The sequence below is a fragment of the Microbacterium sp. Soil_N32 genome (assembly GCF_057655505.1).
Genome location: NZ_JBDGME010000019.1, coordinates 755612 through 781440, shown reverse-complemented (window position 1 = coordinate 781440; position 25829 = coordinate 755612). Strand labels below are relative to the sequence as shown.

23 protein-coding genes are annotated in these 25829 nt (G+C 70.0%); 18 read left to right on the top strand and 5 right to left on the bottom strand.

What is annotated here, in order from left to right:
- Positions 1–3: 3 nt before the first annotated feature.
- From atpE to AC3A3J_RS11910, 12 genes are all read left to right on the top strand, one after another.
- Positions 4–243: an ATP synthase F0 subunit C gene (gene atpE / locus AC3A3J_RS11965; protein ID WP_045265023.1), complete on the top strand. Its 240-nt coding sequence runs from the start codon at positions 4–6 to the stop codon at positions 241–243.
- 27 nt (positions 244–270) lie between these two features.
- A complete protein-coding gene (locus tag AC3A3J_RS11960; RefSeq protein WP_487672483.1) occupies positions 271–828 on the top strand; it encodes a F0F1 ATP synthase subunit B in 558 nt (185 codons plus the stop codon).
- Positions 828–1616 carry a F0F1 ATP synthase subunit delta gene (locus AC3A3J_RS11955; protein WP_487672482.1) on the top strand — a complete coding sequence of 263 codons (789 nt, stop codon included), beginning with the start codon at positions 828–830 and terminating at the stop codon, positions 1614–1616. Before AC3A3J_RS11960 ends, AC3A3J_RS11955 begins: the two co-directional genes overlap by 1 nt.
- A 47-nt stretch (positions 1617–1663) precedes the next feature.
- On the top strand, positions 1664–3304 hold the full coding sequence (gene atpA / locus AC3A3J_RS11950) for a F0F1 ATP synthase subunit alpha (RefSeq protein WP_487672481.1): 1641 nt from the start codon (positions 1664–1666) through the stop codon (positions 3302–3304).
- 19 nt (positions 3305–3323) lie between these two features.
- Positions 3324–4220: a F0F1 ATP synthase subunit gamma gene (locus AC3A3J_RS11945; RefSeq protein ID WP_487672480.1), complete on the top strand. Its 897-nt coding sequence runs from the start codon at positions 3324–3326 to the stop codon at positions 4218–4220.
- A 26-nt stretch (positions 4221–4246) separates the two neighbouring features.
- Entirely contained in the window at positions 4247–5701 is a 1455-nt protein-coding gene (gene atpD, locus AC3A3J_RS11940) for a F0F1 ATP synthase subunit beta (RefSeq protein WP_487672479.1), read from the top strand.
- A gap of 2 nt (positions 5702–5703) precedes the next feature.
- Positions 5704–5964, top strand: coding sequence for a F0F1 ATP synthase subunit epsilon (locus tag AC3A3J_RS11935; protein WP_314646841.1), 261 nt, complete (start codon positions 5704–5706; stop codon positions 5962–5964).
- 71 nt (positions 5965–6035) lie between these two features.
- Positions 6036–6794: a YaaA family protein gene (locus AC3A3J_RS11930; RefSeq protein WP_487672478.1), complete on the top strand. Its 759-nt coding sequence runs from the start codon at positions 6036–6038 to the stop codon at positions 6792–6794.
- 125 nt (positions 6795–6919) lie between these two features.
- A complete protein-coding gene (locus AC3A3J_RS11925) occupies positions 6920–7711 on the top strand; it encodes a DUF1129 domain-containing protein (RefSeq protein WP_487672477.1) in 792 nt (263 codons plus the stop codon).
- Between the two features lie 96 nt (positions 7712–7807).
- Positions 7808–8791 carry an aldo/keto reductase gene (locus tag AC3A3J_RS11920; protein ID WP_487672476.1) on the top strand — a complete coding sequence of 328 codons (984 nt, stop codon included), beginning with the start codon at positions 7808–7810 and terminating at the stop codon, positions 8789–8791.
- A gap of 78 nt (positions 8792–8869) precedes the next feature.
- On the top strand, positions 8870–9670 hold the full coding sequence (locus AC3A3J_RS11915) for a PP2C family protein-serine/threonine phosphatase (RefSeq protein WP_487672475.1): 801 nt from the start codon (positions 8870–8872) through the stop codon (positions 9668–9670).
- 58 nt (positions 9671–9728) lie between these two features.
- Positions 9729–12599: an FtsK/SpoIIIE domain-containing protein gene (locus AC3A3J_RS11910; RefSeq protein WP_487672474.1), complete on the top strand. Its 2871-nt coding sequence runs from the start codon at positions 9729–9731 to the stop codon at positions 12597–12599.
- A gap of 26 nt (positions 12600–12625) precedes the next feature.
- Here the strand turns inward: AC3A3J_RS11910 and AC3A3J_RS11905 are convergent, their stop codons facing one another.
- Positions 12626–13621 carry an asparaginase gene (locus tag AC3A3J_RS11905; protein ID WP_487672473.1) on the bottom strand — a complete coding sequence of 332 codons (996 nt, stop codon included), beginning with the start codon at positions 13619–13621 and terminating at the stop codon, positions 12626–12628.
- A gap of 84 nt (positions 13622–13705) precedes the next feature.
- On the opposite strand from AC3A3J_RS11905, the gene AC3A3J_RS11900 reads away from it, so the two are divergent.
- Entirely contained in the window at positions 13706–14200 is a 495-nt protein-coding gene (locus tag AC3A3J_RS11900) for an OsmC family protein (protein ID WP_487672472.1), read from the top strand.
- Positions 14201–14203: 3 nt separating this feature from the next.
- Here AC3A3J_RS11900 and AC3A3J_RS11895 read toward each other — a convergent pair whose 3' ends face one another.
- Complete coding sequence (locus AC3A3J_RS11895) at positions 14204–14983, bottom strand: lysophospholipid acyltransferase family protein (RefSeq protein WP_487672471.1); 780 nt, start codon at positions 14981–14983, stop codon at positions 14204–14206.
- 122 nt (positions 14984–15105) lie between these two features.
- On the opposite strand from AC3A3J_RS11895, the gene AC3A3J_RS11890 reads away from it, so the two are divergent.
- Both AC3A3J_RS11890 and dxr read left to right on the top strand, forming a co-directional pair.
- Positions 15106–16062 (top strand): FKBP-type peptidyl-prolyl cis-trans isomerase, encoded by a 957-nt coding sequence (locus tag AC3A3J_RS11890; protein WP_487672470.1) that lies wholly within the window; start codon positions 15106–15108, stop codon positions 16060–16062.
- A 35-nt stretch (positions 16063–16097) separates the two neighbouring features.
- Positions 16098–17180, top strand: coding sequence for a 1-deoxy-D-xylulose-5-phosphate reductoisomerase (gene dxr / locus AC3A3J_RS11885; protein ID WP_487672469.1), 1083 nt, complete (start codon positions 16098–16100; stop codon positions 17178–17180).
- Between the two features lie 14 nt (positions 17181–17194).
- On the opposite strand, the gene AC3A3J_RS11880 is transcribed toward dxr, so the two are convergent.
- Positions 17195–18817 (bottom strand): Mur ligase family protein, encoded by a 1623-nt coding sequence (locus tag AC3A3J_RS11880; protein ID WP_487672468.1) that lies wholly within the window; start codon positions 18815–18817, stop codon positions 17195–17197.
- A gap of 61 nt (positions 18818–18878) precedes the next feature.
- Between AC3A3J_RS11880 and AC3A3J_RS11875 the strand changes: the two genes are divergently transcribed.
- Positions 18879–20192: a M50 family metallopeptidase gene (locus AC3A3J_RS11875; RefSeq protein WP_487672467.1), complete on the top strand. Its 1314-nt coding sequence runs from the start codon at positions 18879–18881 to the stop codon at positions 20190–20192.
- 35 nt (positions 20193–20227) lie between these two features.
- Here AC3A3J_RS11875 and AC3A3J_RS11870 read toward each other — a convergent pair whose 3' ends face one another.
- Positions 20228–22114 (bottom strand): anthranilate synthase family protein, encoded by a 1887-nt coding sequence (locus AC3A3J_RS11870; RefSeq protein ID WP_487672466.1) that lies wholly within the window; start codon positions 22112–22114, stop codon positions 20228–20230.
- A 248-nt stretch (positions 22115–22362) separates the two neighbouring features.
- Here AC3A3J_RS11870 and ispG point away from each other — a divergent pair, with 248 nt between their 5' ends.
- Positions 22363–23493: a flavodoxin-dependent (E)-4-hydroxy-3-methylbut-2-enyl-diphosphate synthase gene (ispG, locus tag AC3A3J_RS11865; RefSeq protein WP_487673105.1), complete on the top strand. Its 1131-nt coding sequence runs from the start codon at positions 22363–22365 to the stop codon at positions 23491–23493.
- 8 nt (positions 23494–23501) lie between these two features.
- Positions 23502–24368, top strand: coding sequence for an alanyl-tRNA editing protein (locus AC3A3J_RS11860; RefSeq protein ID WP_487672465.1), 867 nt, complete (start codon positions 23502–23504; stop codon positions 24366–24368).
- 25 nt (positions 24369–24393) lie between these two features.
- On the opposite strand, the gene AC3A3J_RS11855 is transcribed toward AC3A3J_RS11860, so the two are convergent.
- Entirely contained in the window at positions 24394–25812 is a 1419-nt protein-coding gene (locus AC3A3J_RS11855; protein ID WP_487672464.1) for an RNB domain-containing ribonuclease, read from the bottom strand.
- Between the last annotated feature and the right edge of the window lie 17 nt (positions 25813–25829).

Genomic DNA, 25829 nt, shown 5'->3' with positions numbered 1-25829 from the left:
CCCGTGGACGCTACTACGGTTCTCGCTGAAATCAACGGTCACATCGGTGCGGTCGGCTACGGCCTCGCAGCGATCGGCCCGGCCATCGGTGTGGGCATCGTCGTCGGCAAGACCATCGAGGGCGTCGCCCGTCAGCCCGAGCTGGCCGGCCGTCTCCAGGTCCTCATGTGGATCGGTATCGCCTTCACCGAGGCGCTTGCGTTCGTCGGCATCGCCGTCGCATTCATCCCGTTCCCCGCGTAATCCCCACCGACTTCTGAAGGAGACAGGATGCTGAACGCTCTTGTCACGAACCTCGCAGCTGAGGGTGAGGCGGCCCACAACCCGCTGATCCCGGCGTGGTACGACATCATCTGGTCGGGCCTGTGGTTCGTCATCATCCTCGCGGTGGTGTGGAAGGTCGCCCTTCCGAAGCTGACGAAGATGCTCGACGAGCGGTCCGCCGCCATCGAGGGCAACATCGCGAAGGCCGACGAGGCGCAGAAGCAGGCCGAGGCGGCACTCGAGGAGTACACGCGTCAGCTGGCCGAGGCCCGCACCGAGGCCGGTGAGATCCGTGAGGCCGCCCGTGAGGACGGCAAGAAGATCGTCGCCGAGGCCAAGGAGACGGCATCGGCCGAGGCCGCACGTCTGACGGCGACCGCGCACACGCAGATCGAGGCGGAGCGCCAGGCCGCGCTCGTGTCGCTGCGCAGCGAGGTCGGAACGCTCGCTCTCGACCTCGCCGGCGGCGTGGTCGGGGAGACGCTGTCCGACGATGCGCGTGCAACGGCGGTCGTCGACCGCTTCCTCGCCGACCTCGAGGCATCCGAGAAGGCGGCTCAGTAATGGGCAGCGCGACCACTCAGGCACTCGCGGCATCCATCCAGACGCTTGCCGCAGCGAACGGCGTCAGCCTCGAGACCGCGCGGGAGCTCTTCGCCGCCGCGCAGGCCATCGGGGAGTCGTCGCAGCTGAGCGGCGCGCTGGCCGACCCTGCGGCTCCGGCGGCGGCACGGCAGAACGTCGTGACCGCGGTCTTCGGCGGGCTGTCCGAGAACACGCAGACGGTGCTCCGGACGGTCGTCGCCGAGCGCTGGTCGAACGCCGACGAACTGATCGACGGGCTCGACGAACTCGCCATCCGCGCGGCGACGATCGCAGAGCCGGGCGCCGACATCGAGGGCGAGCTCTTCGGCTTCTCCCGCGTCGTCGCATCGAACCCCGAGCTGGAACTCGCTCTCGGGAGCCGGCTCGGCGGTCGCGACGCGAAGGTGGCCCTCATCGATCGGCTGCTCACCGGCACGACGAGTGCACCCGCCGCATTGATCGTGTCGTCCATGGTGCGTCAGCCGCGCGAGCGGCGGATCCGCCAGTTGCTGAGCCGCGCGATGCGCATCGTCTCCGACCAGCGCGACCGCGTGGTCGCGACGGTCTACAGCGCGACCGCGCTCAGCGACGCACAGCGCGCACGCCTGGCCGACGCGCTCTCCCGCCGCTACGGCGGAGAGGTCGCTCTCAACGTCGTCATCGACCCGACCGTTCTCGGAGGCCTGCGCGTGCAGATCGCCGACGACGTCATCGACGGCAGCATCGCCGCCCGTCTCGCAGACCTTCGCCAGAAGCTCGCGGGCTAACACGACTTCGCGCGGGGAACCGCGCACCCAGATACAAAGGGAAGACAATGGCAGAACTATCGATCAGCCCCGACGTCATCCGTGACGCGCTGAAGGACTTCGCCGCCGCCTACGAGCCCACCGGGGCCGCGGCGACCGAGGTCGGCACCGTCATCGACGCCGCAGACGGCATCGCGCACGTCGAAGGACTGCCCGGTGTCATGGCCAACGAACTGGTGACGTTCCAGAACGGCGTGAAGGGCCTCGCCCTGAACCTCGACGAGCACGAGATCGGCGTGGTCATCCTCGGAGACTTCACCGGCATCGAGGCCGGCCAGGAGGTCACGCGTACCGGTGAGGTGCTCTCGGTCCCCGTGGGCGACGGCTACCTCGGCCGCGTGGTCGACCCGCTCGGCAACCCGATCGACGGCCTCGGCGCCATCGCGACGGAGTCCGTCCGCGAGCTCGAGCTGCAGGCGCCCGGCGTCATGCAGCGCAAGTCGGTGCACGAGCCGATGCAGACCGGCATCAAGGCCATCGACGCGATGATCCCCGTCGGTCGCGGCCAGCGCCAGCTCATCATCGGCGACCGCCAGACCGGCAAGACGGCCATCGCGATCGACACCATCATCAACCAGAAGGCCAACTGGGAGTCGGGCGACGTCAACAAGCAGGTGCGCTGCATCTATGTCGCGATCGGCCAGAAGGGCTCGACCATCGCCTCGGTGAAGGGCGCGCTCGAAGAGGCCGGTGCCCTGGAGTACACGACGATCGTCGCCGCTCCGGCATCCGACCCCGCCGGCTTCAAGTACCTCGCCCCCTACACCGGCTCGGCCATCGGCCAGCACTGGATGTACGGCGGCAAGCACGTCCTCATCATCTTCGACGACCTGTCGAAGCAGGCCGAGGCCTACCGTGCCGTGTCTCTGCTGCTCCGCCGCCCGCCGGGCCGCGAGGCGTACCCCGGCGACGTCTTCTACCTGCACTCCCGTCTGCTCGAGCGGTGCGCGAAGCTCTCCGACGAGCTCGGCGCGGGTTCGATGACCGGTCTGCCGATCATCGAGACCAAGGCGAACGACGTCTCGGCGTACATCCCGACCAACGTGATCTCGATCACCGACGGCCAGATCTTCCTGCAGTCCGACCTGTTCAACGCCAACCAGCGTCCGGCGGTCGACGTGGGTATCTCGGTCTCGCGAGTCGGTGGTGACGCTCAGGTCAAGTCGATCAAGAAGGTCTCGGGAACGTTGAAGCTCGAGCTGGCGCAGTACCGCTCGCTCGAGGCGTTCGCGATGTTCGCCTCCGACCTCGACGCGGCTTCGCGTCGTCAGCTGTCGCGCGGCGCTCGCCTCACCGAGCTGCTCAAGCAGCCGCAGTACTCGCCGTACCCCGTCGAGGAGCAGGTCGTCTCGATCTGGGCCGGAACGAACGGCAAGCTCGACACGATCGAGGTCGAGGACGTGCTGCGCTTCGAGCGCGAGCTGCTCGATTACCTGCGTCGCAACACGCAGGTGCTCGACACGCTGCGGTCGACGAACGTCCTCGACGACGACACCGTCGCGGAGCTGGGCAAGGCCACCGATGCCTTCATCCTGGAGTTCCAGGGCGGCAAGGGCGGCGCGATCGGGGCCCCGGGCCACGAGGAGCACGCGGCTGCCGAGGCGGACGACGTCAACCAGGAGAAGATCGTCAAGGGTCGTCGCGCGTAATCGCGTGAGGTACTGATACATGGGCGCACAACTCCGGGTCTACAAGCAGAAGATCAGTTCTGCTCAGACGACCAAGAAGATCACGAAGGCGATGGAACTCATCGCGGCTTCGCGCATCCAGAAGGCGATGGGACGCGTCAAGGCGTCCACTCCCTTCGCGCGGGCCGTGACGAGGGCCGTGTCGGCCGTCGCGACGCATTCGAGCGTCGATCACCCGCTCACCCGCGAGCCCGAGCAGATCCGCCGTTCCGCGGTGGTCATCTTCTCGTCGGACCGCGGTCTGGCCGGCGCGTTCAACTCGCAGATCCTCCGTGAGGGTCTCGAGGTGGCCGAGCTGCTGCGCAGCCAGGGCAAGGAGCCGGTGTTCTACCTCGTCGGTCGCAAGGCCGTGGGTTACTTCCAGTTCCGTCGCATCGCGTCGGCCGCGGAGTGGACCGGTGACACCGACACCCCGTCGTTCCAGACCGCCGAGGAGATTTCGGCGACTCTGCTCGACGCGTTCTCGCGCGGTGGGGATGACGGTGGCGTCGACGAGATCCACCTCGTCTTCAACCGGTTCGTCAGCATGATGACGCAGTCGCCGGAATCCGTCCGTCTGCTCCCGCTCGAGATCGCGGAAGCCGACGAGTCGGAAGCCGGTAACGCGATCTACCCGCTGTACGAGTTCGAGCCGGATGCCGAGACCGTGCTGGACGCGATCCTGCCGGTGTACATCCAGAGCCGCGTCTTCAACGCGCTGCTGCAGTCGTCCGCCGCGAAGCAGGCGGCGACGCAGAAGGCGATGAAGTCCGCCAGCGACAACGCCGACAAGCTGATCACCGACTACACCCGCCTGCGCAACAACGCGCGTCAGGCCGAGATCACCCAGCAGATCGCCGAGATCGTCGGTGGCGCCGACGCTCTCGCATCGAGCTGACAGACCCTCAGGAAAGAGACGAAGAAATGACCACCACCGCCACGGCTGACCAGCCCGCGACCGCGGTCGTCGGGCGCGTCGCACGCGTCAACGGTCCGGTTGTCGACATCGAGTTCCCGCACGACTCGATCCCGGACATCTACAACGCGCTGAAGACCACGATCACCATCGGTGACGAGGCGAACGAGATCACTCTCGAGGTCGCCCAGCACCTCGGTGACGACCTCGTCCGCGCCATCGCTCTGAAGCCCACGGACGGCATCGTCCGCGGCCAGGAGGTGCGCGACACCGGCGAGGCCATCTCCGTGCCCGTCGGCGACATCACCAAGGGCAAGGTCTTCAACGTGATCGGCGAGGTCCTCAACGCCGAGCCCGGCGAGACCATCGAGGTCACCGAGCGCTGGCCGATCCACCGCAAGGCGCCCAACTTCGACCAGCTCGAGTCGAAGACGACGATGTTCGAGACCGGCATCAAGTCGATCGACCTCCTGACCCCCTACGTGCAGGGTGGAAAGATCGGTCTGTTCGGTGGCGCCGGCGTCGGCAAGACCGTCCTCATCCAGGAGATGATCCAGCGCGTCGCCCAGGACCACGGTGGTGTGTCGGTGTTCGCCGGTGTCGGCGAGCGCACCCGTGAGGGCAACGACCTCATCCACGAGATGGAGGAGGCGGGCGTCTTCGACAAGACCGCCCTCGTCTTCGGCCAGATGGACGAGCCGCCGGGGACGCGTCTGCGCGTCGCTCTGTCGGCCCTGACCATGGCGGAGTACTTCCGCGATGTGCAGAAGCAGGACGTGCTGCTCTTCATCGACAACATCTTCCGCTTCACGCAGGCCGGTTCCGAGGTCTCCACGCTGCTCGGCCGTATGCCGTCCGCCGTGGGTTACCAGCCGAACCTCGCCGACGAGATGGGCCTCCTCCAGGAGCGCATCACCTCGACGCGCGGTCACTCGATCACCTCCCTCCAGGCGATCTACGTGCCGGCCGACGACTACACCGACCCGGCTCCGGCGACGACGTTCGCCCACCTCGACGCGACGACCGAGCTCTCCCGTGAGATCGCGTCGAAGGGTCTGTACCCGGCCATCGACCCGCTGACCTCGACGTCGCGCATCATGGACCCCCGCTACTTGGGCGAGGACCACTACCGCGTGGCGACCACGGTCAAGCAGATCCTGCAGAAGAACAAGGAGCTGCAGGAGATCATCGCGATCCTCGGTGTCGACGAGCTCTCCGAGGAAGACAAGATCGTCGTGGCCCGTGCCCGTCGTATCCAGCAGTTCCTCTCGCAGAACACCTACATGGCCAAGAAGTTCACGGGTGTCGAGGGTTCGACGGTTCCGCTCAAGGAGACCATCGAGTCGTTCGATGCGATCACGCGCGGTGACTTCGACCACGTCGCCGAGCAGGCCTTCTTCAACGTCGGTGGAATCTCCGACGTCGAAGAGCAGTGGGCGAAGATCCAGAAGGAGAACGCCTGACCATGGCGCTCAACGTCAGCCTCGTCTCCGCCGACGCGGAGGTCTGGACGGGAGAGGCGAGCCTCGTGATCGCCAAGACCGTCGAGGGCGAGATCGGCTTCATGTCCGGCCACGAGCCGGTGCTGGCGATCCTCGCCGAGGGCCAGGTCCGGATCACGCAGACGGACGGCACCAAGGTGCTTGCGAACGCGCAGGACGGCTTCCTCTCGATGGAGGGCAACGTCCTGACGATCGTCGCCGGTAACGCGGCTCTCATCTCCTAGCAGTCCCTCGATGCGCCCGCCTCGACCCTTCCGGGTCGGAGGCGGGCGCATCTGTCTTTCCCGGAGGCTCCGTGAAGATTTTGCTCCCGCCGTCGGAGACCAAGCACCCCGGAGGCGACGGCCCGGCTCTCGACCTCGACTCACTCGCGCTGCCGTCGCTGCGCGTGCAGCGCGCCGCAGTGATCGAGGCGCTGATCACCCTCTCCGGCGACGAGGCCGCCGCAAGACGGGTCCTGAAGCTCGGCGCACGCCAGCTCGGCGATATCGCGCACAACCGCGCGCTGGCGACGGCGCCCACGATGCCCGCGGTCGATCGCTACACCGGGGTGCTCTTCGACGCCCTCGATGCCGCGTCGCTCGGCGCGGCGTCGCGCCGGTGGCTGGGCGCGCACGTGTGGATCCATTCGGCTCCATTCGGCCCGGTCGGCGCCCTCGACGGCATTCCCGCCTACCGCCTCGCGGCCGGCACGTCGCTGCCGGGCGTCCCCGCGCTTCGGCGTCACTGGGCGGTGGCGACGACGCAGGCGATCGCTGACGACGCGCCCTCGTTCGTCCTCGACCTTCGCAGTGAGGCGTACGGAGCGCTCGGACCGATCCCCGCCGTCGTCGCGTCAGCCTACGTGCGCGTCGTCACGGACGACGGCGGGGGAGGCACGCGAGCGCTCAATCATTTCAACAAGAAGGCGAAGGGTCATCTCGTGCGCGCGCTGGCCGAGGACCGCCCCTCAATCACGACCGCTCGCGGACTGCGTGCGTGGGCGGACCGCCGCGGCATCGTCGTGCGAGACGCATCCGACGGCGACGTGTGGGAGCTCGTCGTCGCGGAATAGCGGTGGTGGATCCCTATAGCAGCTCCGGCGAAGCGCCGTCACGGTCGTTGCTCGGGTCATCGGCACACCGCTATGGTTGTGTCGCGGCGCGAACGGCGCCAGCTCCATCGGATCCGGAGGGGATCATGTACGACGACTACTACGGCTACGGGCTATCGGGTGGCGCGCTCGCCACGTTGATTCTGCTCTACACGATCGTGCCGCTCGCGATCTACGCGATCTACGCCTTCTTCTACATGAAGATCTTCGAAAAGGCCGGCGTCCAGGGCAAGTGGCGCGCCTGGGTCCCCGTGTACAACACGATGACCTTCTACAAGCTCGGCGATGTCAGCCCGTGGATCGTGCTGTACCTCGTCGGTGGCGCCATCCTCGGCTCGATCATCCCGTTCCTCGGCTGGTTCCTCATCCTTCCGCTCATCGCCCTCGCGGGCCGCGTCGTCGAACTCCTCGTCGCCTGGCGTGTCGGTCTGAAGCTGCAGAAGGATGCGGTCTGGCTCATCCTCTACTTCTTCCTCCCGCCGGTATGGCTCGGCATCAACGCCTTCGACAAGTCGCGCTGGAACCCGAACATCGCTCCCGCCCCGTGGGGCGGCAACGCCCTCCTCGGCGACCGCACCGTGTGGGACGGCATACCTCAGCAGCCCTCCGCCGCCGGCCCGCAGCCGGGTTACGGCGCGCAGCCGGGCTACGGCGCGCCGCAGGGTTATGCGCCGCCCGCGCCGCAGGGATACGCACCGCCGGCTCAGCCCGGGTACGCGCCGCCCGCACAGCCCGGGTACGCGCCGCCGGCTCAGCCCGGATACACCCCTCCGGCGACCGGTGCCCCGCAGACGCCGCCCACGCCGCCGGCACCGCCCGCGGCACCGCCGGCAGCGCCTCCCGCACCGCCGACCAACCCGAACCAGCCCCCGGCTTGATTCGACGAAAGACCCCCGACCGTCTGGTCGGGGGTCTTTCGCTATCCGTCCTCCACGACGTGCGAGCGGGGCAGGGGCCTGGGATAACGTGGAGGTATGGTCATGTCGCAGCGCCGCGTCGGCGCGTCCGGACTGCTCGTCTCCGCCACCGGTCTCGGCTGCAACAACTTCGGGAGAGCCGGCACGGCCACCGAGAGCATCGAGGGCACGCGTGCGGTCATCGACGCAGCGATCTTCCATGGCATCACTCTGTTCGACACCGCTGACATGTACGGCGCCGTGACCGGAACCAGCGAGACCCTGATGGGGGAGGCGCTGCGCGGCCGACGCGACCGTGTGGTGCTCGCCACGAAATTCGGACACGAACGGGACATGGGGTACGACTTCCCGGCCGCCCGTGGGTCGCGGCGATACGTGCGGCTGGCGGTCGAGCAGTCGCTGCGTCGCCTGCAGACGGATTGGATCGATCTCTACCAGCTGCATCTGCCCGACCCCGAGACCCCGATCGAGGAGACGACGGATGCCCTCGACGAGCTCGTGCGCGAGGGGAAGATCCGCTACTACGGACACTCCAACTTCACCGGATGGCAGATCGCGGAGGCCGAATTCACCTCACGTAGCCGGTCGACCGGACGGTTCGTCTCGGCCCAGAACCACTACTCGCTCCTCGCGAGGGCTGCCGAGCGCGAGGTGCTCCCCGCCGTCGAGCGATACGGACTCGGATTCTTCCCGTTCTTCCCGCTCCACAACGGACTCCTCACCGGCAAGTTCACCCGGGAGGGCGGGCCGGACGGAAGCCGGATCATGTCGACGCGTCGACACGTGTGGGAGAACGCGCCGTGGGACGCGGTCGAGGCGTTCCAGGGCTTCTGCGAGGAGCGCGGGATCACGATGCTGGAGGCGACCTTCGGGTGGCTGCTCGCACATCCGGCCGTGTCGAGCGTCATCGCCGGGGCCACTTCCGCTGCGCAGGTCGAGGCCAACGCCGCGGCGGGTGACGCTTGGAGGCCGGATGCCGTTGACCTCGCGGAGATCGACAGGATCTTCCCGCTTCCCGCCGATCCCGGAGCGCAGGTGTGAGCGGCATCCTCGCGTCGACTACGATGTGTGGGTACCTCGCGGCCGTCCGATCGGTCGCGGAATCACCGGAGGCAGCACGTGGCTGAGACGACAACGACGACGCAGAGCGTCACGGTCGCGCAGCGACGACTGCAGCTGTCCTGGGCGGGGGTGACGGATCAGGGGCGTCGTCGCGACACCAACCAGGACGCTTTTCTTGCCGAGTTCCCTCTCTTCGTCGTCGCCGATGGCATGGGTGGGCACGCGGGCGGTGAGATCGCGAGCCAGAGCACGGTGCAGCGTCTGCAGGCCATCGTGGCCGGCGGCGTGGCCAGGGCGCCGATCGAGAAGGCGCTCGAGATGGCCGTCGCGGACATCGCCGATCACCCGGAGACGACCGACGAGGGCACCGGCACGACGCTCACCGGCATCTTCCTCGAATACGAGGACGGAGAGCCGCACTGGGTCTCATTGAACATCGGCGATTCGCGCGTGTACCTCCTGCGGGATGATCGCCTCGTGCAGGTGACGACCGACCACTCCGTGGTGCAGGAGCTCATCGCCGCCGGCAAGCTGAGCCCGGAAGAGGCCGAGGGGCATCCCTACAGCAACGTCATCACGCGGGCGGTCGGTGCGAGTGAGCTGACCCCACCCGACTACCTCACCATCGACGTCCGCGCCGGCGACCGCTTCGTGATCTGCTCCGACGGGCTCACGAAAGAGCTCACGGACTACGGCATCCAGCACTTCCTCCGCGAGAACCCCGAACCGGGGCCCGCGGTCGACGCGATGTTGGCGGCCGCTCTCGAGAACGGCGGGCGTGACAACGTCACGCTCATCATCGTGCAGGTGGAGAACGTCGAAGACTCGTCCTCCACGGATTCGACGTCGCAGGACTGACGGCCGGTTCCTGGGGATACGGGCAACATCCCCGCTCTCATGACGTCGAATGGACGGCATGGAACCGCTGCCCATCGTCCTCCCCGCCGACGCATCGCCCCCTCGGCGGCAGCCGCTGCCTCTGCTCGCCTCCGTGATCCCCGTCGCCGCGGGCGTGGTGCTCTGGTTGGTGACAGGTTCGCTCCTCGCCCTCTGCTTCGCCGCCGTGGGGCCGTTGATGCTGGCGGCCTCGGCCGTGGATCAGGCGCGTACGAGACGACGCGAGACCCGACGCCTCGACGCCGAAGCGCGCGCGGCCTGGGAGCGGGCCGAGCGCGAGGTGATCGAGGTGCACGACGTCGAGCGCCGTCGTCGGCAGGAAGCCCGCCCGGATGTGCTGAGTTGCATCGAACGCGAGCCGCTTCCCGCCGCGTCAGAACCCGACGCGGCGACGTCGGTGGTCGTGGGGCGAGGCGACATTCCGAGCGCGGTGCGGACGACGGGCGGCGGCGACGGCGAGCGTGCACGGGCGTTCCAGGAGCGTAGCCGTGTTCTGCGCGACGCGCCGATCGAGGTGCCGCTGGGACGCGGCGTGTGCGTGCGCGGACCGGCACCGCTGACGGCGGCGGTGGCGCGTGCCCTGGTGCTGCAGCTGTGCCTCCGATACGACGCGACACGGCTCGCGGTGGTTGCGCGGGGCGACCAGAAGGCCGTTCTCGCCGCGCTGCCTCATACGAGCGGGACGGCGGGGGCCTTCCGCCTCGGGGTCGGCACGGTGCCCGACCACCCGAAGGGCGCGGATGCCTGGGTGCTGGCGTTGCGCGCCGACGAGGACGTCCCGCCGGGGTTCGCCACCGTGCTCGAAGTCCGCGAGGCGGGCGATGCCACGCTCCGCCGGCCGGACGGCGATCGACGTGTCCGCCCCGAGGGGGTCTCAGAGCAGCAGTTCCGGCTGATCGCCGGAGCGCGGTTGCGAAGAGCCGCAGATCATGCGGAGGCACTACCAGCGCGCGTCGAACTCGCCGAACTCGCGACCGCTGCCGAGGGCGACGGTCTGCCGGCGACGATCGGGCGCGGAATCGGCGAGGAGACCGTCGTCGACCTCGTCGACGACGGGCCCCATGCGATCGTGACCGGTACGACCGGGACGGGCAAGAGCGAACTCCTCATCTCTTGGGTCGCGGCGCTGGCGTCTTCGGCGCCGCCCGATCGGGTGATCTTCGTGCTGGTCGACTTCAAGGGCGGCACCGCGTTCGAGCCCCTCCGCCCGCTCCCGCAGGTGGCGGCGATCGTCACGGACCTCGACGCCCGCGGGGCTCGTCGTGGCGTGCAGAGCCTGACTGCGGAGCTGCGGAGGCGCGAGAGCGCCCTCGCCGCGGCGGGCGTGCGCGACGTCCGCGAGACGTCCCTGCCCCGGCTCGTGATCGTCGTCGACGAGTTCGCCGCCCTCGTCGGCGAGCATCCCGACCTCGCCGCCGTCTTCACCGACGTGGCGGCGCGCGGCCGTGCGCTCGGTATGCATCTCATCCTGGGAACCCAGCGCGCGTCGGGGGTGATCAGAGACGCCCTGGCCGCGAACTGCCCGCTGCGCCTGAGCCTCCGCGTGAGCGATCCCTCCGACAGTCGCGCAGTGCTCGGCACGACGGCGGCGGCGGAACTCCCCGGGGGTTCATCGGCGCAGGGGCTGTGCCTGGTGCGGCGACCGGACGACGCCGCACCGGTCGCGACACGGGTCGCTCTCAGCCGCGCCTCGGACATCGATCGCATCGCACGCCGGTGGGCGGACCACCCTGTGCGCGCGGCGAGTCCCTGGTTGCCGCCGCTGCCGAGCGACCTCTCGCTGTCCGAGCTCCAGCAGCGGGTGCCGGAGGACAGCCACGGGGCGTTGTGGGGGCTCGCAGACGCCCCGGATACCCAGTCGCAGCTCCCGGTCTCGCTCGATGTCGGCCGCGAGCGGGGCGCGGGCGTGATCGGCGCGGCGGGAACCGGGCGGACCACCGCGTTGCGCGCGCTCGCCGTTCACCGAGCCGACGCGGTCTGGATGCCGTCCGATCCCGAGGAGTCGTGGGACCTGGTGAGCGCTCTCGCCGCGGGGGAGGAGCCGCTCCCGCCCCTGTTGCTCGTCGACGACCTCGATGCGCGCTTCGCGGAGTTGTCCGCGGAGTACGCGCAGCAGCTCGCACAACGCTGGGAGCAGATCGTGAGAGCGGCGTCGGGGACGACGATCGTGATGACGGCGATGCGCGCGTCGGGCCCGGCGGGGCGCCTGCTGGACATGCTGCCGCGTCGAGTCCTGCTGCGCGCGGGGAGCCGTATGGAGCACATCGCGGCCGGGGGCGCTTCGGACGCCTGGGACGAGAGTCGCCCGCCAGGACGCGGACTGATTGACGGGCGCGAGATGCAGATCGTGCGAGTGGACGCTCCGTCGGGCGAAGCGGAACGTCGCGCCGCCGGGACGATCGACGACGCGGCGGTTCGCGAGTGGCGGCCGGAGATGCCGATGTCCGCACTCGTTACGGCGGGGGCCAACGACGCCGCTCGGTCGCTCGAGCACGCCCACCCGCACGCCGACGTGTGGACCCTGGGCGGACCCGAAGGAGCAGCACGCGCACGGGCGCTCGCTGGTCAGTCCGGGGGCCGACCCCAGATCATCGTTGGCGAGGGCGACGCCTGGCAGCGGGAATGGGCGCTGTGGCAGCGCGTGCGGGCGGAGGGCGAGGTGCTGGTGCGCGTGGAGCGGCCGGTCGAACTCCGTCAGCTCGCGGGGGTGCGCGAGCTTCCGCCGTACGCCCGGTCGCACGCCGGCAGGGTCTGGGTCGTGCGTGGAGATCGCGCGCCGGTGCGCCGTGTCATCCCCATGCTCGTGCGACGCGGGGCGCCTGCGGTGCTCCGCGCTGCCTCCGCAGCACCCGCGACGCGGCGTCGCCTGCGGCAGAACGCTGCAGGGTGAGCCGACCGCGAGGGTCGTGCCGGTCGTCAGATCGCGTTGCCGGGGCGGATCGCGCCCACCGGCCGACCGCCGCCCAGGACCACGAGCGACAGAGCCTCGTCGAGCTGCGCGACCTGCTCTGCCGAAAGGGCGCCATGCCGGGCGAGGAGCGTGGCCGCCGCGATGGTCGCTGCGCGCAACGAGCCGTCGAGCATCTTCAGGGCCACGGTGGTGCCGTTCGGGGCGACCATGACCATGACGCCCTCGGCGCCTCCCTTGGCGAACACGCCCAACGCTTCGATGGCGATCGTGTCGGGGCGCCCCGGGCCCTCGATGGTCCAGGGGTGCTCGCGCACGGCCCGTACCAGCGCGCCCGCGACGCGATGAAGAGCGAAAGGCGACCGCTCGGAGGCGGTGCCCACCCGGTGGATGCCGCGCGCCAGAGCCGTGAGCGACATCGCGTAGACCGGTGCCCCGCAACCGTCGACGGCCGTGTGGGCGACCTTCTCGCCGATCAGACGTTCCACGACCTCTCGGATGTGGACCTGCAGGGGGTGGGAGGGGTCGAGGTAGCCTTCGGTCGGCCAGCCCGTGGCCACGCACGCGCGCAGCATGGCGGCGTGCTTCCCCGAGCAGTTCATCCGCACCGCCGCGGGCGCTCCGTGCTCGCGGATCATGTCGTCGCGCGTGGCGACGTCTCCCGGCCAGGCCGGCGGACACGCGAGCGCATCCTCGTTCAGTCCGACCTCGGCCAGGACGTCGCGGACCACCGCCGCGTGGCGATCGGTCCCGGAGTGGCTGGCCGTCGACAGCGCGAGCTGTTCGCCCTCCAGAACCGCGCCCGCGGTGAGGCAGGCCACCGCCTGCAGAGGCTTCATGCTCGACCGCGGGAGGATCAGCGCATCGGCATTGCCCAACCGGGCCACGACCTCTCCGTCGGGGGAGAGGACCACGGCCGCACCGACGTGACGCGACTCGACGAAACCGCTCCGCTCCACCACGGCGAGCTCGACGGAATCCTGAACGGTGAGGGTCTCCAGCATCCGACCAGACTATCGCCCGGCCTGCACCCGCCCGCTGCGCCGCAGGGCACCGGGAGTGTCGGCGGGCGGTGCCAGACTGGACTCATGACAGAGCAGAGGACCCGCGTGCTCGGCGAGCATCACTACGCGGTGACCACGGAGTGGACGGGCAACACGGGCACCGGTACGAGCGGCTATCGCGAGTATCGCCGCGACGTCACGATCTCGATCGACGGCAAGCCCGAGCTGCTCGCCTCCGCCGACAAACCGTTCCGCGGCGACCCCGCGCGATGGAACCCCGAGGACATGCTGCTCGCCGCGCTCTCCGAATGCCACCTGCTGTCGTATCTCCACGCCTGCGTCGCTGCGGGGGTGCGGGTCGTCTCCTACTCCGATCGGGCCTCCGGGCGGATGCGCGAGGACGGACGGGGCGGCGGTGCTTTCGTGGACGTGATGCTGCGCCCGCAGGTCGTCGTCGCAGAGGCGTCGATGATCGAGGCAGCCGAGCAGGCCCATGCCCAGGCGAACGCGTGGTGCTTCATCGCGAACTCCGTGAACTTCCCGGTGCTCCACGAGGCGACGGTCACCGCGAAGGCGTGACGGTCAGCGGCGCTCGTGGGGGAGTGCCTGTTTGATCTTCTCGATCGTGCCCTGCGCAGGCGTCTCGTTGTACGTCCCCGCCAGTTCCTGCTCCGACAAGGCGTGGATCGCAGCCATGATCTCATCGGTCGCCTGTCGGCGCGCGCGCCCGCTGCCGGCCGGGCCGTGGCCCGAGAGGTCGAGCGGTTCGCCGAAGCGCACGGTGATGCGTTCCTTCATGGTCGGCATCTTGGCGCCGACGGGCATCACCTTGTCCGTCCCGATCAGCCCGACCGGCACGACCGGAGCCCCGGTCTGCAGAGCGAGGAACGCGACACCCGTGCGGCCCTTGTACAGACGGCCATCGGTCGACCGGGTTCCTTCGGGGTACAACGCCACGGCGAGCCCCTCGTCGAGCAACTGTCGCTGAAGATCGAGCGCGTCCAGTGCGGCCTGTCCTGCACCGCGGCGCACCGGTATGGCACCGATGGACTCGAAGAACGTCTTGCTCAGCCAGCCGCGGAAGCCCGTGCCTTCGAAGTAGCTCGACTTCGCGAGGAAGTGCACGGGTCGCGGGGCGGCGACCGGGATCGCGATCGAGTCGATGAACGACAGGTGGTTGCTGGCGAAGATGACGGCGCCCTCGAGCGGGACGTTGTCGCGCCCCTCGATGCGCGGGCGGTACAGGCCTCGGGCGAGCGGCGTGATGAGGCTCCGCCCGAGGGCGTACGCGAACCCCGCGTGGCGAGGGGCCGAGCCCTGTTCTTCGGGGGCGTCCGGCTCGGCGGGCTGCTCGGAGGTCATCAGAGAAGGCTACTCCCGAATCCATGCCCGGCCCGGAATGCGCCCATCGGCCCTTCTCCCAGCGCGGGCAAAGCGAAATGCGAGAGGATGGAGCGTCCCGCCCGCGATCTCGAGGTCTCACTGTGCGCAAGCGTCCGCTCATTCTCCTGTCCACCGTCGCTGCGGCGACCCTGATCCTGGCGGGCTGCTCGGGTAGTACCGAGCCCGAGAGCTCGTCCACTCCCGACGCCTCCGGCTCGAGCCAGTGCATGCTCGACGCGCAGCCCGGCGAGACCTCCGACGCGGTGACCGTCGAGGGCGAGGGTGCTGAGGCCACCGTCTCCGTGCCCGCCGACGCCGCGTTCGCCGGTGTCGAGCGCACCGTGGTGTCGGAGGGCGACGGTGACGATGTCGTCAACGGCGACCTCGTGTCCGTCGCGTTCCAGCTCGTCGAGGCGTCGACCGGAGAGATCGTCGACTCCTCCGCGCGCGGCGAGAACGGCGAGCTGCCCGTGCTGCTCGACCAGAACAACTCGTCGCTGTTCCTCGCGGCACTCGAGTGCCAGCCGCTCGGCACCCAGGTCGTGCTCGCGCTGCCCGGCAGCGTGTTCGGTGAAGGACAGACCGACAAGGTGGTCTACGCGCAGGCCGTCGAGGAGCTTCCCGAGGTCGCGACGGGCACCCCCGTCGAGCCCACCGAGGGCATGCCGACCGTCGAACTCGACGACGACGGTGCCCCGACCGTCACCATCCCCGAGGGCGATGCCCCGACCGAGACGAAGGTCGCCGTGCTCAAGCAGGGCGACGGAGCGACCGTCGGCGAGGGCGACCTCGTCGTCGTGCAATACCTCGGCGTGAAGTGGTCGGACGGCTCGGAGTTCGACTCGAGCTGGAGCCGCGACGCCGTTCCCTCCCAGTTCCAGACCACCGGCGTCGTGACCGGCTTCCGCAAGGCGCTGGAGGGCCAGCAGGTCGGCTCGCAGGTGGTCGTCGTGATGCCGCCGTCCGAGGGATACGGCGCGAGCGAGGGGCACGAGCTGCAGAACGAGAGCCTCGTGTTCGTCGTCGACATCCTGGCCACCACACCCACCCAGCCCTGACCGGGCGAGCCGGGGCGTGCCATAGGCTGGCGGGCATGCAGCGCGTCATCGTCCTCGGCTCCACCGGCTCCATCGGCACGCAGGCGCTCGACGTCATCCGCGCCAACCCCCGACGCTTCGAGCTCGTCGGTCTCGCAGCCGGATCCAACGCCGAGATGCTCGCGCAGCAGGCGCAGGACTTCCGCGTCGACAGCACGGCCCTGGGCGCCGCCGAGGCGGAGCAGCTGGTGCGCGACGTCGATGCCGACGTGGTGCTCAACGCGATCACCGGGTCGATCGGACTGGGGTCGACCCTCGCGGCACTGCAGGCCGGTCGTACCCTGGCGCTCGCCAACAAGGAATCGCTGATCGTCGGGGGCGCGCTCGTGCAGCGAGCGGCCCGCCCCGGCCAGATCGTCCCCGTCGATTCGGAGCACTCGGCGATCGCCCAGGCGCTCCGCAGCGGCGATCGCTCCGAAGTACGGCGGCTCGTCGTGACGGCGTCCGGCGGCCCGTTCCGCGGACGCAGCCGCGCCGAGCTCGCCGACGTGGCTCCGGCCGAGGCGCTCGCGCACCCGACGTGGGACATGGGGCGCATGGTCACGACCAACTCGGCGACCCTGGTGAACAAGGGGCTCGAGGTGATCGAGGCGCACCTGCTGTTCGACGTGCCCTATGACGACATCGACGTGGTGGTGCACCCGCAGTCGGTCGTGCACTCGATGGTGGAGTTCATCGACGGGTCGACGATCGCGCAGGCCTCGCCGCCCGACATGCGGCTTCCCATCTCCCTCGGCCTCGACTGGCCGAACCGGGTGGGAGGGGTCGGTCGTCCCCTCGACTGGACGACGGCCACGTCGTGGACCTTCGAGCCTCTCGACGACGAGGCCTTTCCCGCCGTCGCCCTCGCGAAGACCGTCGGACGTGCGGGTGCGACGTTCCCCGCGGTCTACAACGCCGCCAACGAGCAGGCCGTCGATGCGTTCCACGAGGGACGACTGCCGTTCCTCGGCATCGTGGACACGATCGCCGCGGTCGTGGATGCGCACGACGCGCCCGACGAACTCACGGTCGAGTCGCTGGGCGAGGCGGAGCGCTGGGCGCGGGAGACCGCGGACCGGCTGATCGCCGCCCGCTGACCCCGCAGCCCGGCTCAGTCCTCGTCGGGGTACGGCACGGGCCAGCGCGGCTCGGGCACCGGCCACCCGGCCGCACGCAGCGCACGGCGGGCGAGTTCCCGGGCCGAGTAGGGGGTACGGACGCCGCGGATGTCGCGGTAATCCTGGTGACCCGGTCCCGCCCACAGGATCGCGTCGCCGTCGCCGACGAGCGCGACCGCCTCGATGATCGCCGTCTCCGGCGGGGAGAACTCGTGGATCTCGGCATCCGGACGGGCGCGACGCGCTCCGGCGACCAGCGTCGCGCGAATCGAATCGGGGTCCTCGAACCGGGGGTGGTGATCGGTGACGACCAAGATGTCGCTGCCCTCGACCGCGGTGCGCGCCATGTCGTAGCGCTTGCTCGCGTCGCGGTCGCCGTCGGCGCCGAACAGCATCACCACGCGCCCCGGCGTGACCCGGCGCACGGCGGCGAGCGTCTTCTCGAACGCGTCGGGGGAGTGGCCGAAGTCGACGAACACCGCGGGGCCACGGTCGCCCGAGACGAGCTGCGTGCGTCCGGGGAGGTACGCGCGGATGCCGCCGTCACGGTCGAGCGCGGCGACGATGCGCTGCCACTCGTAGCCGCCTTCGAGGAGCATGACGATGGCGAGGGCGGCGTTGGCCGCCATGTGCGGCCCGATCACCGGAACCGTGGTGGTGAGCGATCCGGCGGGACCGGTCATGGTGAAGGTCGTGCCGCTGGCGCGCTCGTCCTGGATCGTGACGACCCAGTCCGCTCGGCCGGCCGCGTCGGGGTCGGCCGCGATGAGCGGGGTGCCGACCGTCACCACGGGGATTTCGGCGCGTTCCACCACGACGGCGCCGGAGGGCGAGTCGAGGCACACGACCGCGCGTCCGGAGCGGTCGGCGCGGAACAGCGGCAGCTTCGCCTCGAAGTACTCCTCCATGTCGGCGTAGTCGTCGAGATGGTCGTGGCTGAGGTTCGTGAATCCGGCGACGTCGAAATGGATGCCGTCGACGCGATGCCGCGACAGGGCCTGGGCGCTCACCTCGACGGCGACGGCCTCGACGTCCCGCTCGCGCATGAGGGCGAGGAGAGCGTGGAACTCGGACGCCTCGGGAGTGGTGAGGCGCGAGACGATGACCTCGCCGGCGATGTGACGCTCGGCGGTCGACGAGAGTCCGGTGACGACGCCGAGCTGATCCAGGATGCCCTCGAGGAGGTGCGACACGCTGGTCTTGCCGTTCGTGCCGGTCGTGGCGAACAGCAGGGGGAGCGGGTCGTCGGCGCCGGTGCCGTACACCCAGGCGCTGAGGTCTCCCAGCACGGCGCGGGGGTCGTCGACGACGAGGATCGGCAGTCCGGCCGATGCGGCGATGTCCGCCCCGGCGTCGTCGGTGATGACGGCGACCGCGCCCTTCTCGGCGGCGGCATCGGCGAATTCCGCGCCGTGCCTGTTCACGCCCCGGATGGCGACGAACGCCTCACCGGCTCGGAGGTCGGCCGTCGCGAGTGTGATGCCCGAGACGGTGACGCCGTCGACGGCGCCGCGCACCTCCCGAGCGAATCGTGCGGCGATTTCGGACAGCTCACGCCGGGGCGGGTTCGCGGGGCGGAGCACGGGAGGCAGGCTCGAGTTGTGTTCGATCGACATGTCTCTTCCATGATCGCATGCACGGGGCTGATTCCTAGGCGCGAGGCAGTAGCGTGAGCGGGTGGAAATCCTGCTCTATGCGGGTGGCATCCTCTTCATGCTGATCGGCCTCGGCCTCTCGATCGGTCTGCACGAGATCGGCCACCTCCTGCCCGCGAAGCTGTTCGGCGTGCGTGTCGGCCAGTACATGATCGGGTTCGGCCCGCGCATCTGGTCGCGCCGCATCGGCGAGACCGAATACGGAGTCAAGCTGCTGCCCGTCGGCGGGTTCATCTCGATGTCGGGCATGTACCCGGCGTCGCGGAGCGCGCGCCCGGCGGGTGGCCTCTTCCGCAGTCTGGTGCAGGACGCGAGGACCGCGAACGACGAGACCATCGCGGAGGGCGAGGAGCATCGCGTCTTCTATCGCCTCCCGGTATGGAAGCGCGTGATCGTGATGTTCGGCGGTCCTCTCATGAACCTGCTGCTGGCGCTGCTGATCTTCACGGTTCTCGCCTCGGGTATCGGACTGCAGCAGGGTACGACCACCATCGCCTCGGTCACCCAGTGCGTCGTCCCCGCCGGGACCACGCAGGAGGCGTGCTCGGCTGACGACCCCGCGTCTCCCGCGGTCGAGGCGGGGATCCGTCCGGGCGACGTCCTGGTCTCCATCGACGGCACACCGGTGTCGACGTTCGCCGAAGCCACCGAGATCGTGCAGGCGTCCCCGGGGAAGCCGCTCGACCTGGTCGTGCGGCGCGACGATGAGGACGTCGCCCTGTCGATCACGCCGATCGCCGCCGAGCGCGAGCTGACCGATGCGGCGGGACGCCCCGTGCTCGACGACGACGGCGAGCCGGTCGTGCGCGAGGTCGGCTACGTCGGGATGGCGTCGCAGATGGGCTTCGTGCCGCAACCGCTGATCGTCGGCCCGGAGATGGCGGCGGAGAACGTCGGACGCGTGGCCTCGCTCATCGCGACGCTGCCCGTGCGCCTGTGGGACGTCGGCGCCTCGCTGGTGACGGGCACGGAACGCGACCCGAACGGCCCGCTGAGCGTCGTGGGCGTCGGGCGCATCGCCGGCGAGATCGCGGCGACCGAGGCGCCCGTTCTCAATCGCTTCGCGGTGCTGCTGAACCTGCTGGGGTCGCTGAACATCGCTCTGTTCGTGTTCAACCTGATCCCTTTGCTGCCGCTCGACGGCGGGCACATCGTCGTCGCGCTCTGGGAGGGCGTGAAGCGCGCCTGGGCGCGGATCTTCCGCCGGCCGCCACCCGCGCCGGTCGATGCCACGCGGCTCGTACCACTGACGGTCGTCGTCGCGGTGCTGCTGATCGGCATGGGCGCGCTTCTCCTGGTCGCCGACGTCTTTAACCCCGTCGACCTGCTGCAGTAGCGGCACGGACCTGCCGGGGCGCACCGTCGTTGGCGTCAGCCGCGCAGTGCGTGCCCCACGAGGCGCTCCAGCGTGCGGATGCCGTCGCGCGACAGGATCGACTCGAGGTGCCCCTGCACCGAGGCGAAGGCGGGGCCGCGCAGAGCGTAGACATCGCCGGTTGCAGGATCGGCGGACACCTCCGCCGGGCCGACCGTCGTCAGGCCCGGGTCGACCCGCGCCGTGAAGGTGTTGTAGAAGCCGATGGACGCCTGCTCGCCGAACACCGGAACCGACTTCTGCAGACCCTGGTGAGGAGCATCGAGCGGAACGAGTGCCACGCCGAGCCCGTCCGCGAGGATCTGGTGGCTCAAGCAGACGGCGAGAAGGGGGGTCGCGCTCGCGCGGCGGCGTCGCACGACCTCGCGCATCCGGGCGATGCGCGGGTTCGTCGCGTCGCGGGGGTCACCCGGGCCGGGCCCGGCGACGACGATGTCCGCGGCGTCCGCCTCGGCATCCGTCACCGCGTCCCACGGCGCGATCGACACATCGAAACCCAGGTGCCGCAGCTGATGCGCGAGCATCGTGGTGAAGCGATCCTCGGCGTCGACCACGAGCGCGCTCCGTCCCTCGAACGGTCCGGTGTGGTCCTCCGTCTGCGGGTCGAGCCAGAAATCGGCCAGTCGTGAGTTCCGCGACGCGAGCAGCTCGGCCACGGCCGGATCGGCGGACAGTGCCGGGGCATCGTCCGGGGCATCCGTGTCGTCGCGCGCCTCGGCGGCGCGGTCGCGATCGATTGCTCCGATCGCTCCGAGCACGCCGGCGGCCTTGCCGTGCGTCTCGCCCACCTCCCCGCGCGGGTCGGAGTGGCGCACCAGGGTCGCACCGACCGGCACGCGGACCTGGCCGTCCACGACGTACACGGTGCGGATGAGGATGGGCGCATCGAGATCGTGGCCGCCCTCGGAGTTCGGCGTGAACAGGGCCGCGACACCCGAGTAGTAGCCGCGCGGACGCGTCTCGTGCCGACGGATCACGGCGCAGGCGTTCTGCATGGGCGACCCCGTGACGGTCGGCGCGAACATCGTCTCCCTGAGGATGTCGCGCGGGTCGAGCCTGCTGCGGCCGCGCAGCATGTACTCGGTGTGCGTGAGTCGGGACATCTCCTTGAGGTGCGGGCCGGTGATGCGTCCGCCGTCGGAACAGACGGCGCTCATCATCTTGAGTTCCTCGTCGACGACCATGAAGAGCTCCTCGGTCTCCTTGGTGGAAGAGAGGAAGTCCACGAGCGTGTCGCGCGTGGCGCCGCCCGCCGGGTGCCGGAAGGTGCCCGAGATGGGATTCATCGTGACGACGCCCCCGCGGGCGACGACGTGCGCCTCGGGGCTCGCGCCGACCGCGATGTGACCCGGGGTGAACACGGCGAACGTCCAGTACGCTCCGCGCTCGTGCGACAGGAGCGCACGGAACCAGGTGAGGGCGGCCGTACGGTCGTCGCTCTCGATGCGCGCGGTGAAGTCCCGGCGGATGACGAAGTTCGCGCCCTCGCCCCGTCCGATCTCGTCGGCGATGACGGTCTCGACGATGCGTGCGTACTCGTCGTCGGAGATGTCGAAGCCGTCGTCGTGCAGAGGGATGTCGTCTGCGGGCAGCGCCGCGAGGAGCGACGGCATCGGCAGACGGAGGTGCTCTCCGACCACGAGGCAGCGCAGCGGCGCGCCGTCGTCCTGGGCGACGAAGCCGCGTTCGCGCACCTGCCGGTAGGGCACCAGCGCGAACACCTCGTTCGGTGTGCCGTCGGAGGAGAGGGGGATGTCGGCCAGCAGGTCGACGTCGACCACGTCGCCGGTCAGCAACTCGACCTCGCGGGCGCCGTCGCGGGCGATCAGAACGAACGAGGACGAGGGATCGGCGGCGAGCTCCGCCAGTCGTGCGAGGGTCATCGATGTCTCCTGTGGGAGGGGCTCCGGCTCGGCAACGAAAAGACCGCCCCGGAGGCGGTCTGGATTCGTGGGAACGCGAACACACCGCCTAGGAGGCGGGCCACCAGGTGACGTTCGTGCGCATGGGGCGAAACTACCACAGGACGCGCGGAGCGACGCTCCGACCGCCGGCAGGATCATGCGCGCGTATACAGCCTTCACCCGTGCAGGCGGCGTAGGCTGGGGGTGTGCCAGCCGTGAACCTTGGGATGCCCAAGATCCCCGAAGTCCTCGCCCCGCGACGGAAGTCCCGCCAGATCAAGGTGGGCAAGGTGCTCGTCGGGGGAGACGCACCCATCAGCGTGCAGTCGATGACCACGACGAAGACCACCGACATCAACGGCACTCTGCAGCAGATCGCCGAGCTCACCGCTTCCGGGTGCGAGATCGTGCGCGTCGCGGTCCCGTCGCAGGACGACGCCGACGTGCTGCACATCATCGCGAAGAAGAGCCAGATCCCGGTGATCGCCGACATCCACTTCCAGCCGAAGTACGTCTTCCAGGCGATCGACGCCGGATGCGCGGCCGTCCGAGTGAATCCCGGCAACATCCGCAAGTTCGACGACCAGGTCGGCGCGATCGCGAAGGCCGCGCAGGATGCGGGCGTCTCGCTGCGCATCGGCGTGAACGCCGGGTCGCTCGACCGTCGACTCCTCGAGAAGTACGGCAAGGCGACGCCGGAGGCACTCGTCGAGAGCGCGGTCTGGGAGGCGTCGCTCTTCGAGGAGCACGACTTCCACGACTTCAAGATCTCCGTCAAGCACAACGACCCGATCGTGATGGTCAAGGCGTACCGCCAGCTGGCGGAGCGGGGCGACTGGCCTCTGCACCTCGGCGTGACCGAGGCGGGCCCGGCGTTCCAGGGCACGATCAAGAGCGCGACGGCGTTCGGCATTCTGCTCGGCGAGGGGATCGGCGACACCATCCGGGTCTCGCTCTCGGCCCCGCCGGCCGAGGAGGTCAAGGTCGGCCACCAGATCCTGCAGTCGCTCAATCTGCGCGAGCGCAAGCTCGAGATCGTGTCGTGCCCGTCGTGCGGTCGCGCGCAGGTCGATGTGTACACGCTCGCCGAAGACGTCACCGAGGGGCTCAAGGAGATGACCGTGCCCCTGCGCGTCGCCGTGATGGGGTGCGTCGTGAACGGCCCGGGCGAGGCCCGAGATGCCGACCTGGGCGTCGCGTCCGGCAACGGCAAGGGTCAGATCTTCGTCAAGGGCGAGGTCATCAAGACCGTGCCGGAGGCCGACATCGTGGCGACCCTGATCGAGGAGGCGAATCGTCTCGCCGACGAGATGGGACCCGAGGCCCCGCTGGGCACCGCACAGGTCGTCACGGCCTGAGCGCGCCGATGAGCATCCAGCCGACCCTGGTCTCGTTCGCCGGTGGGGCCACCCGCGGCGAGAGCGTCGTCACCCGTGTCCAGTCCACCCCGCAGGGGGCGGCGGTCGTCGTCGCATCGACGCCGTTCCACCCGGTCGACCACACGTGGCCCGACCAGCCCGGCGACGCCGGGGAGATCGTCGCCGGCGACCAGCGCGTGTCGGTGACCGAGGCGGTCATGGCCGCCGTCGGCCCCGAGGGGCAGTTCGCCGTCGGCACCGACATCCCCGTGCGCCGCGGCACCGAAGGCTGGGTGTGGCTCGTCGCGCATCTTCTCGATGACCCCGCTCCCGCCTGGGTCGCGGAGGGCGCCGAGGTCGTGCTCGAGGTCGACGATGCACGGCGCGCCGGTCTGAGCCGCGGGCACACCGCCTGCCACCTGGCGTCGCTGGCTCTCGATCTCGCGCTCGCCGACCTGTGGCGGAAGGACCCGGGTGAGGACGCTCTGGGCAACCCCGACTTCGAGGGGCGGGCGAACCAGTCCAGCCGCATCCACGCCGATGGCAGCGTCGACGAGTACCGTCTCGGCAAGAGTCTGCGACGCGCCGGCTTCGACACCGAGACCTTCGCCGCCACGCTCGCCGAGCGCCAGAAGCGGGTCAACGACCAGCTCGCGCGATGGGTGGAGTCGGCGGTGCCGAGCAGCATCGAGAGCGAAGGTCCGGTCATCACCGACCGGCGTCGCTGGCGCTGCGCGCTTCCCGAAGGGGAGGCGATCATCCTCTGCGGCGGCACGCACGTCGACTCGCTCGGCTCGTTCGCGGGCATCCACGTGCAGCTCGACCTCAGCGACCCGCAGTTGCTCGTGATGACCACTACGGCCACCGCGGCCTGAGCAGCCGGCGCCGCCGGAGCGGCGATCAGATCGAGAACACCACTTCTCCCCGGGAGATGTCGGTGCTCTCCAGCCGCAGGACCACCGTGTCGCCGACGCGCGCGTCGGGACCGACCGGCGCGGTCGCGGTCACGGGCGGCTCCGCCAGCTGGACGCTCGCGCGGTCGTCCCCGCGCCGCGCGAGCACCGTCGCCGACAGTTCCGTGCCGATCAGCGGCTGGAGCAGAGCGGCCTCGACCGCGTTCACGGTGGCCGCGTCGAGCCGCGAGGCGCGCTGACCGGATGCCTGCATGAGTGCGGGCAGCTCGGTGAGCGATTCGCGCGCCCAGTCCGGCGCGGGCCGCCCCTCGGCGACGGCGAGGCAGATCGCCAGGCCCCACCGGTCGACGAGGCGTCGTAGCGGCGCTGTCACGTGTGCGTATGGGGCGGCGATCGCCGCCTGACGCGTCTCGGCGGGCGGGGTCCCGTCGAACGCGACGTACCCGGCCCCCCGGAACAGAGCCGCTGCGGCCTGGAGCACGGGGAGAGTCAGGGGATCGGCGCGGTCGAGCCCCGCGAGATACTCGCCGTACCGACCGGCGTCCCACGGCCGCCCCAGCACCCGCGTCTGCGTGCGGAAGGCGTCGAACGCCGCTTCGTCGGGTTCGGGCATGGTCCGCAGGATGCCGACGCCCGCGCCGAGCATCATCTCGGCCGCGGCGATGCCCGTCATCAGGGAGAGCTGCGCGTTCCAGTCCTCGACCGGGAGGGGATGCCGGCGCTCGATCGCGTACGCGCCGTCCTCCGATCGCACGATCTCCTCGTCGGGGAGATTGAGGCTCGCCCCGCCGCGCGCACGCTCCTGCGCCAGCCGCAGGAGACCGATCTCCGGCAGCAGCTCAGCGAAGCCGGCGTCGCCGCGTTCGATCGCCGCCTGCGTCGCTGCGTAGTCCAGTTGCGCGCGGGACCGGATGAGCGCCCGCTCGAGGCGGGTGTCGACGACGGCACCTGCGGCATCGAGGTCGAAGGACCAGACCAGCGCGTTCCGATCGACATCGGGGAGGAGCGAGACGCGATCCTCGCTGAGCACCGGGGGATGCAGGGGGATCGTGCCGTCGGCCGCGTACAGGGTCTGTCCGCGGCGTCGCGCCTCGGCGTCCACCGCGCCGCCCGGACGCACGAACCCCGGAACGTCGGCGATCGCATAGTTCACCGTGTAACCGTCACCGCGCCGCGCGAGATGGAAGGCCTGATCGAGGTCGCGGGCACCGGCGGGGTCGAGCGTCGCGAAGGGAACGTCGCGCAGATCCCGGTCGGGCGGGGCCGCGTGCGCGGACTGCGCCTCGTCGAGCACCGCCTGGGGAAACTCGGTCGGAGCATCCACCTCGGCGCGGATCGCGGCCAACGCCGCGGCGAGTTCGGTCCGGGAGGCCGAGGGGGAGACGTGCGTACGACGCTGGGGCATGCGTCCACCCTAGGCGG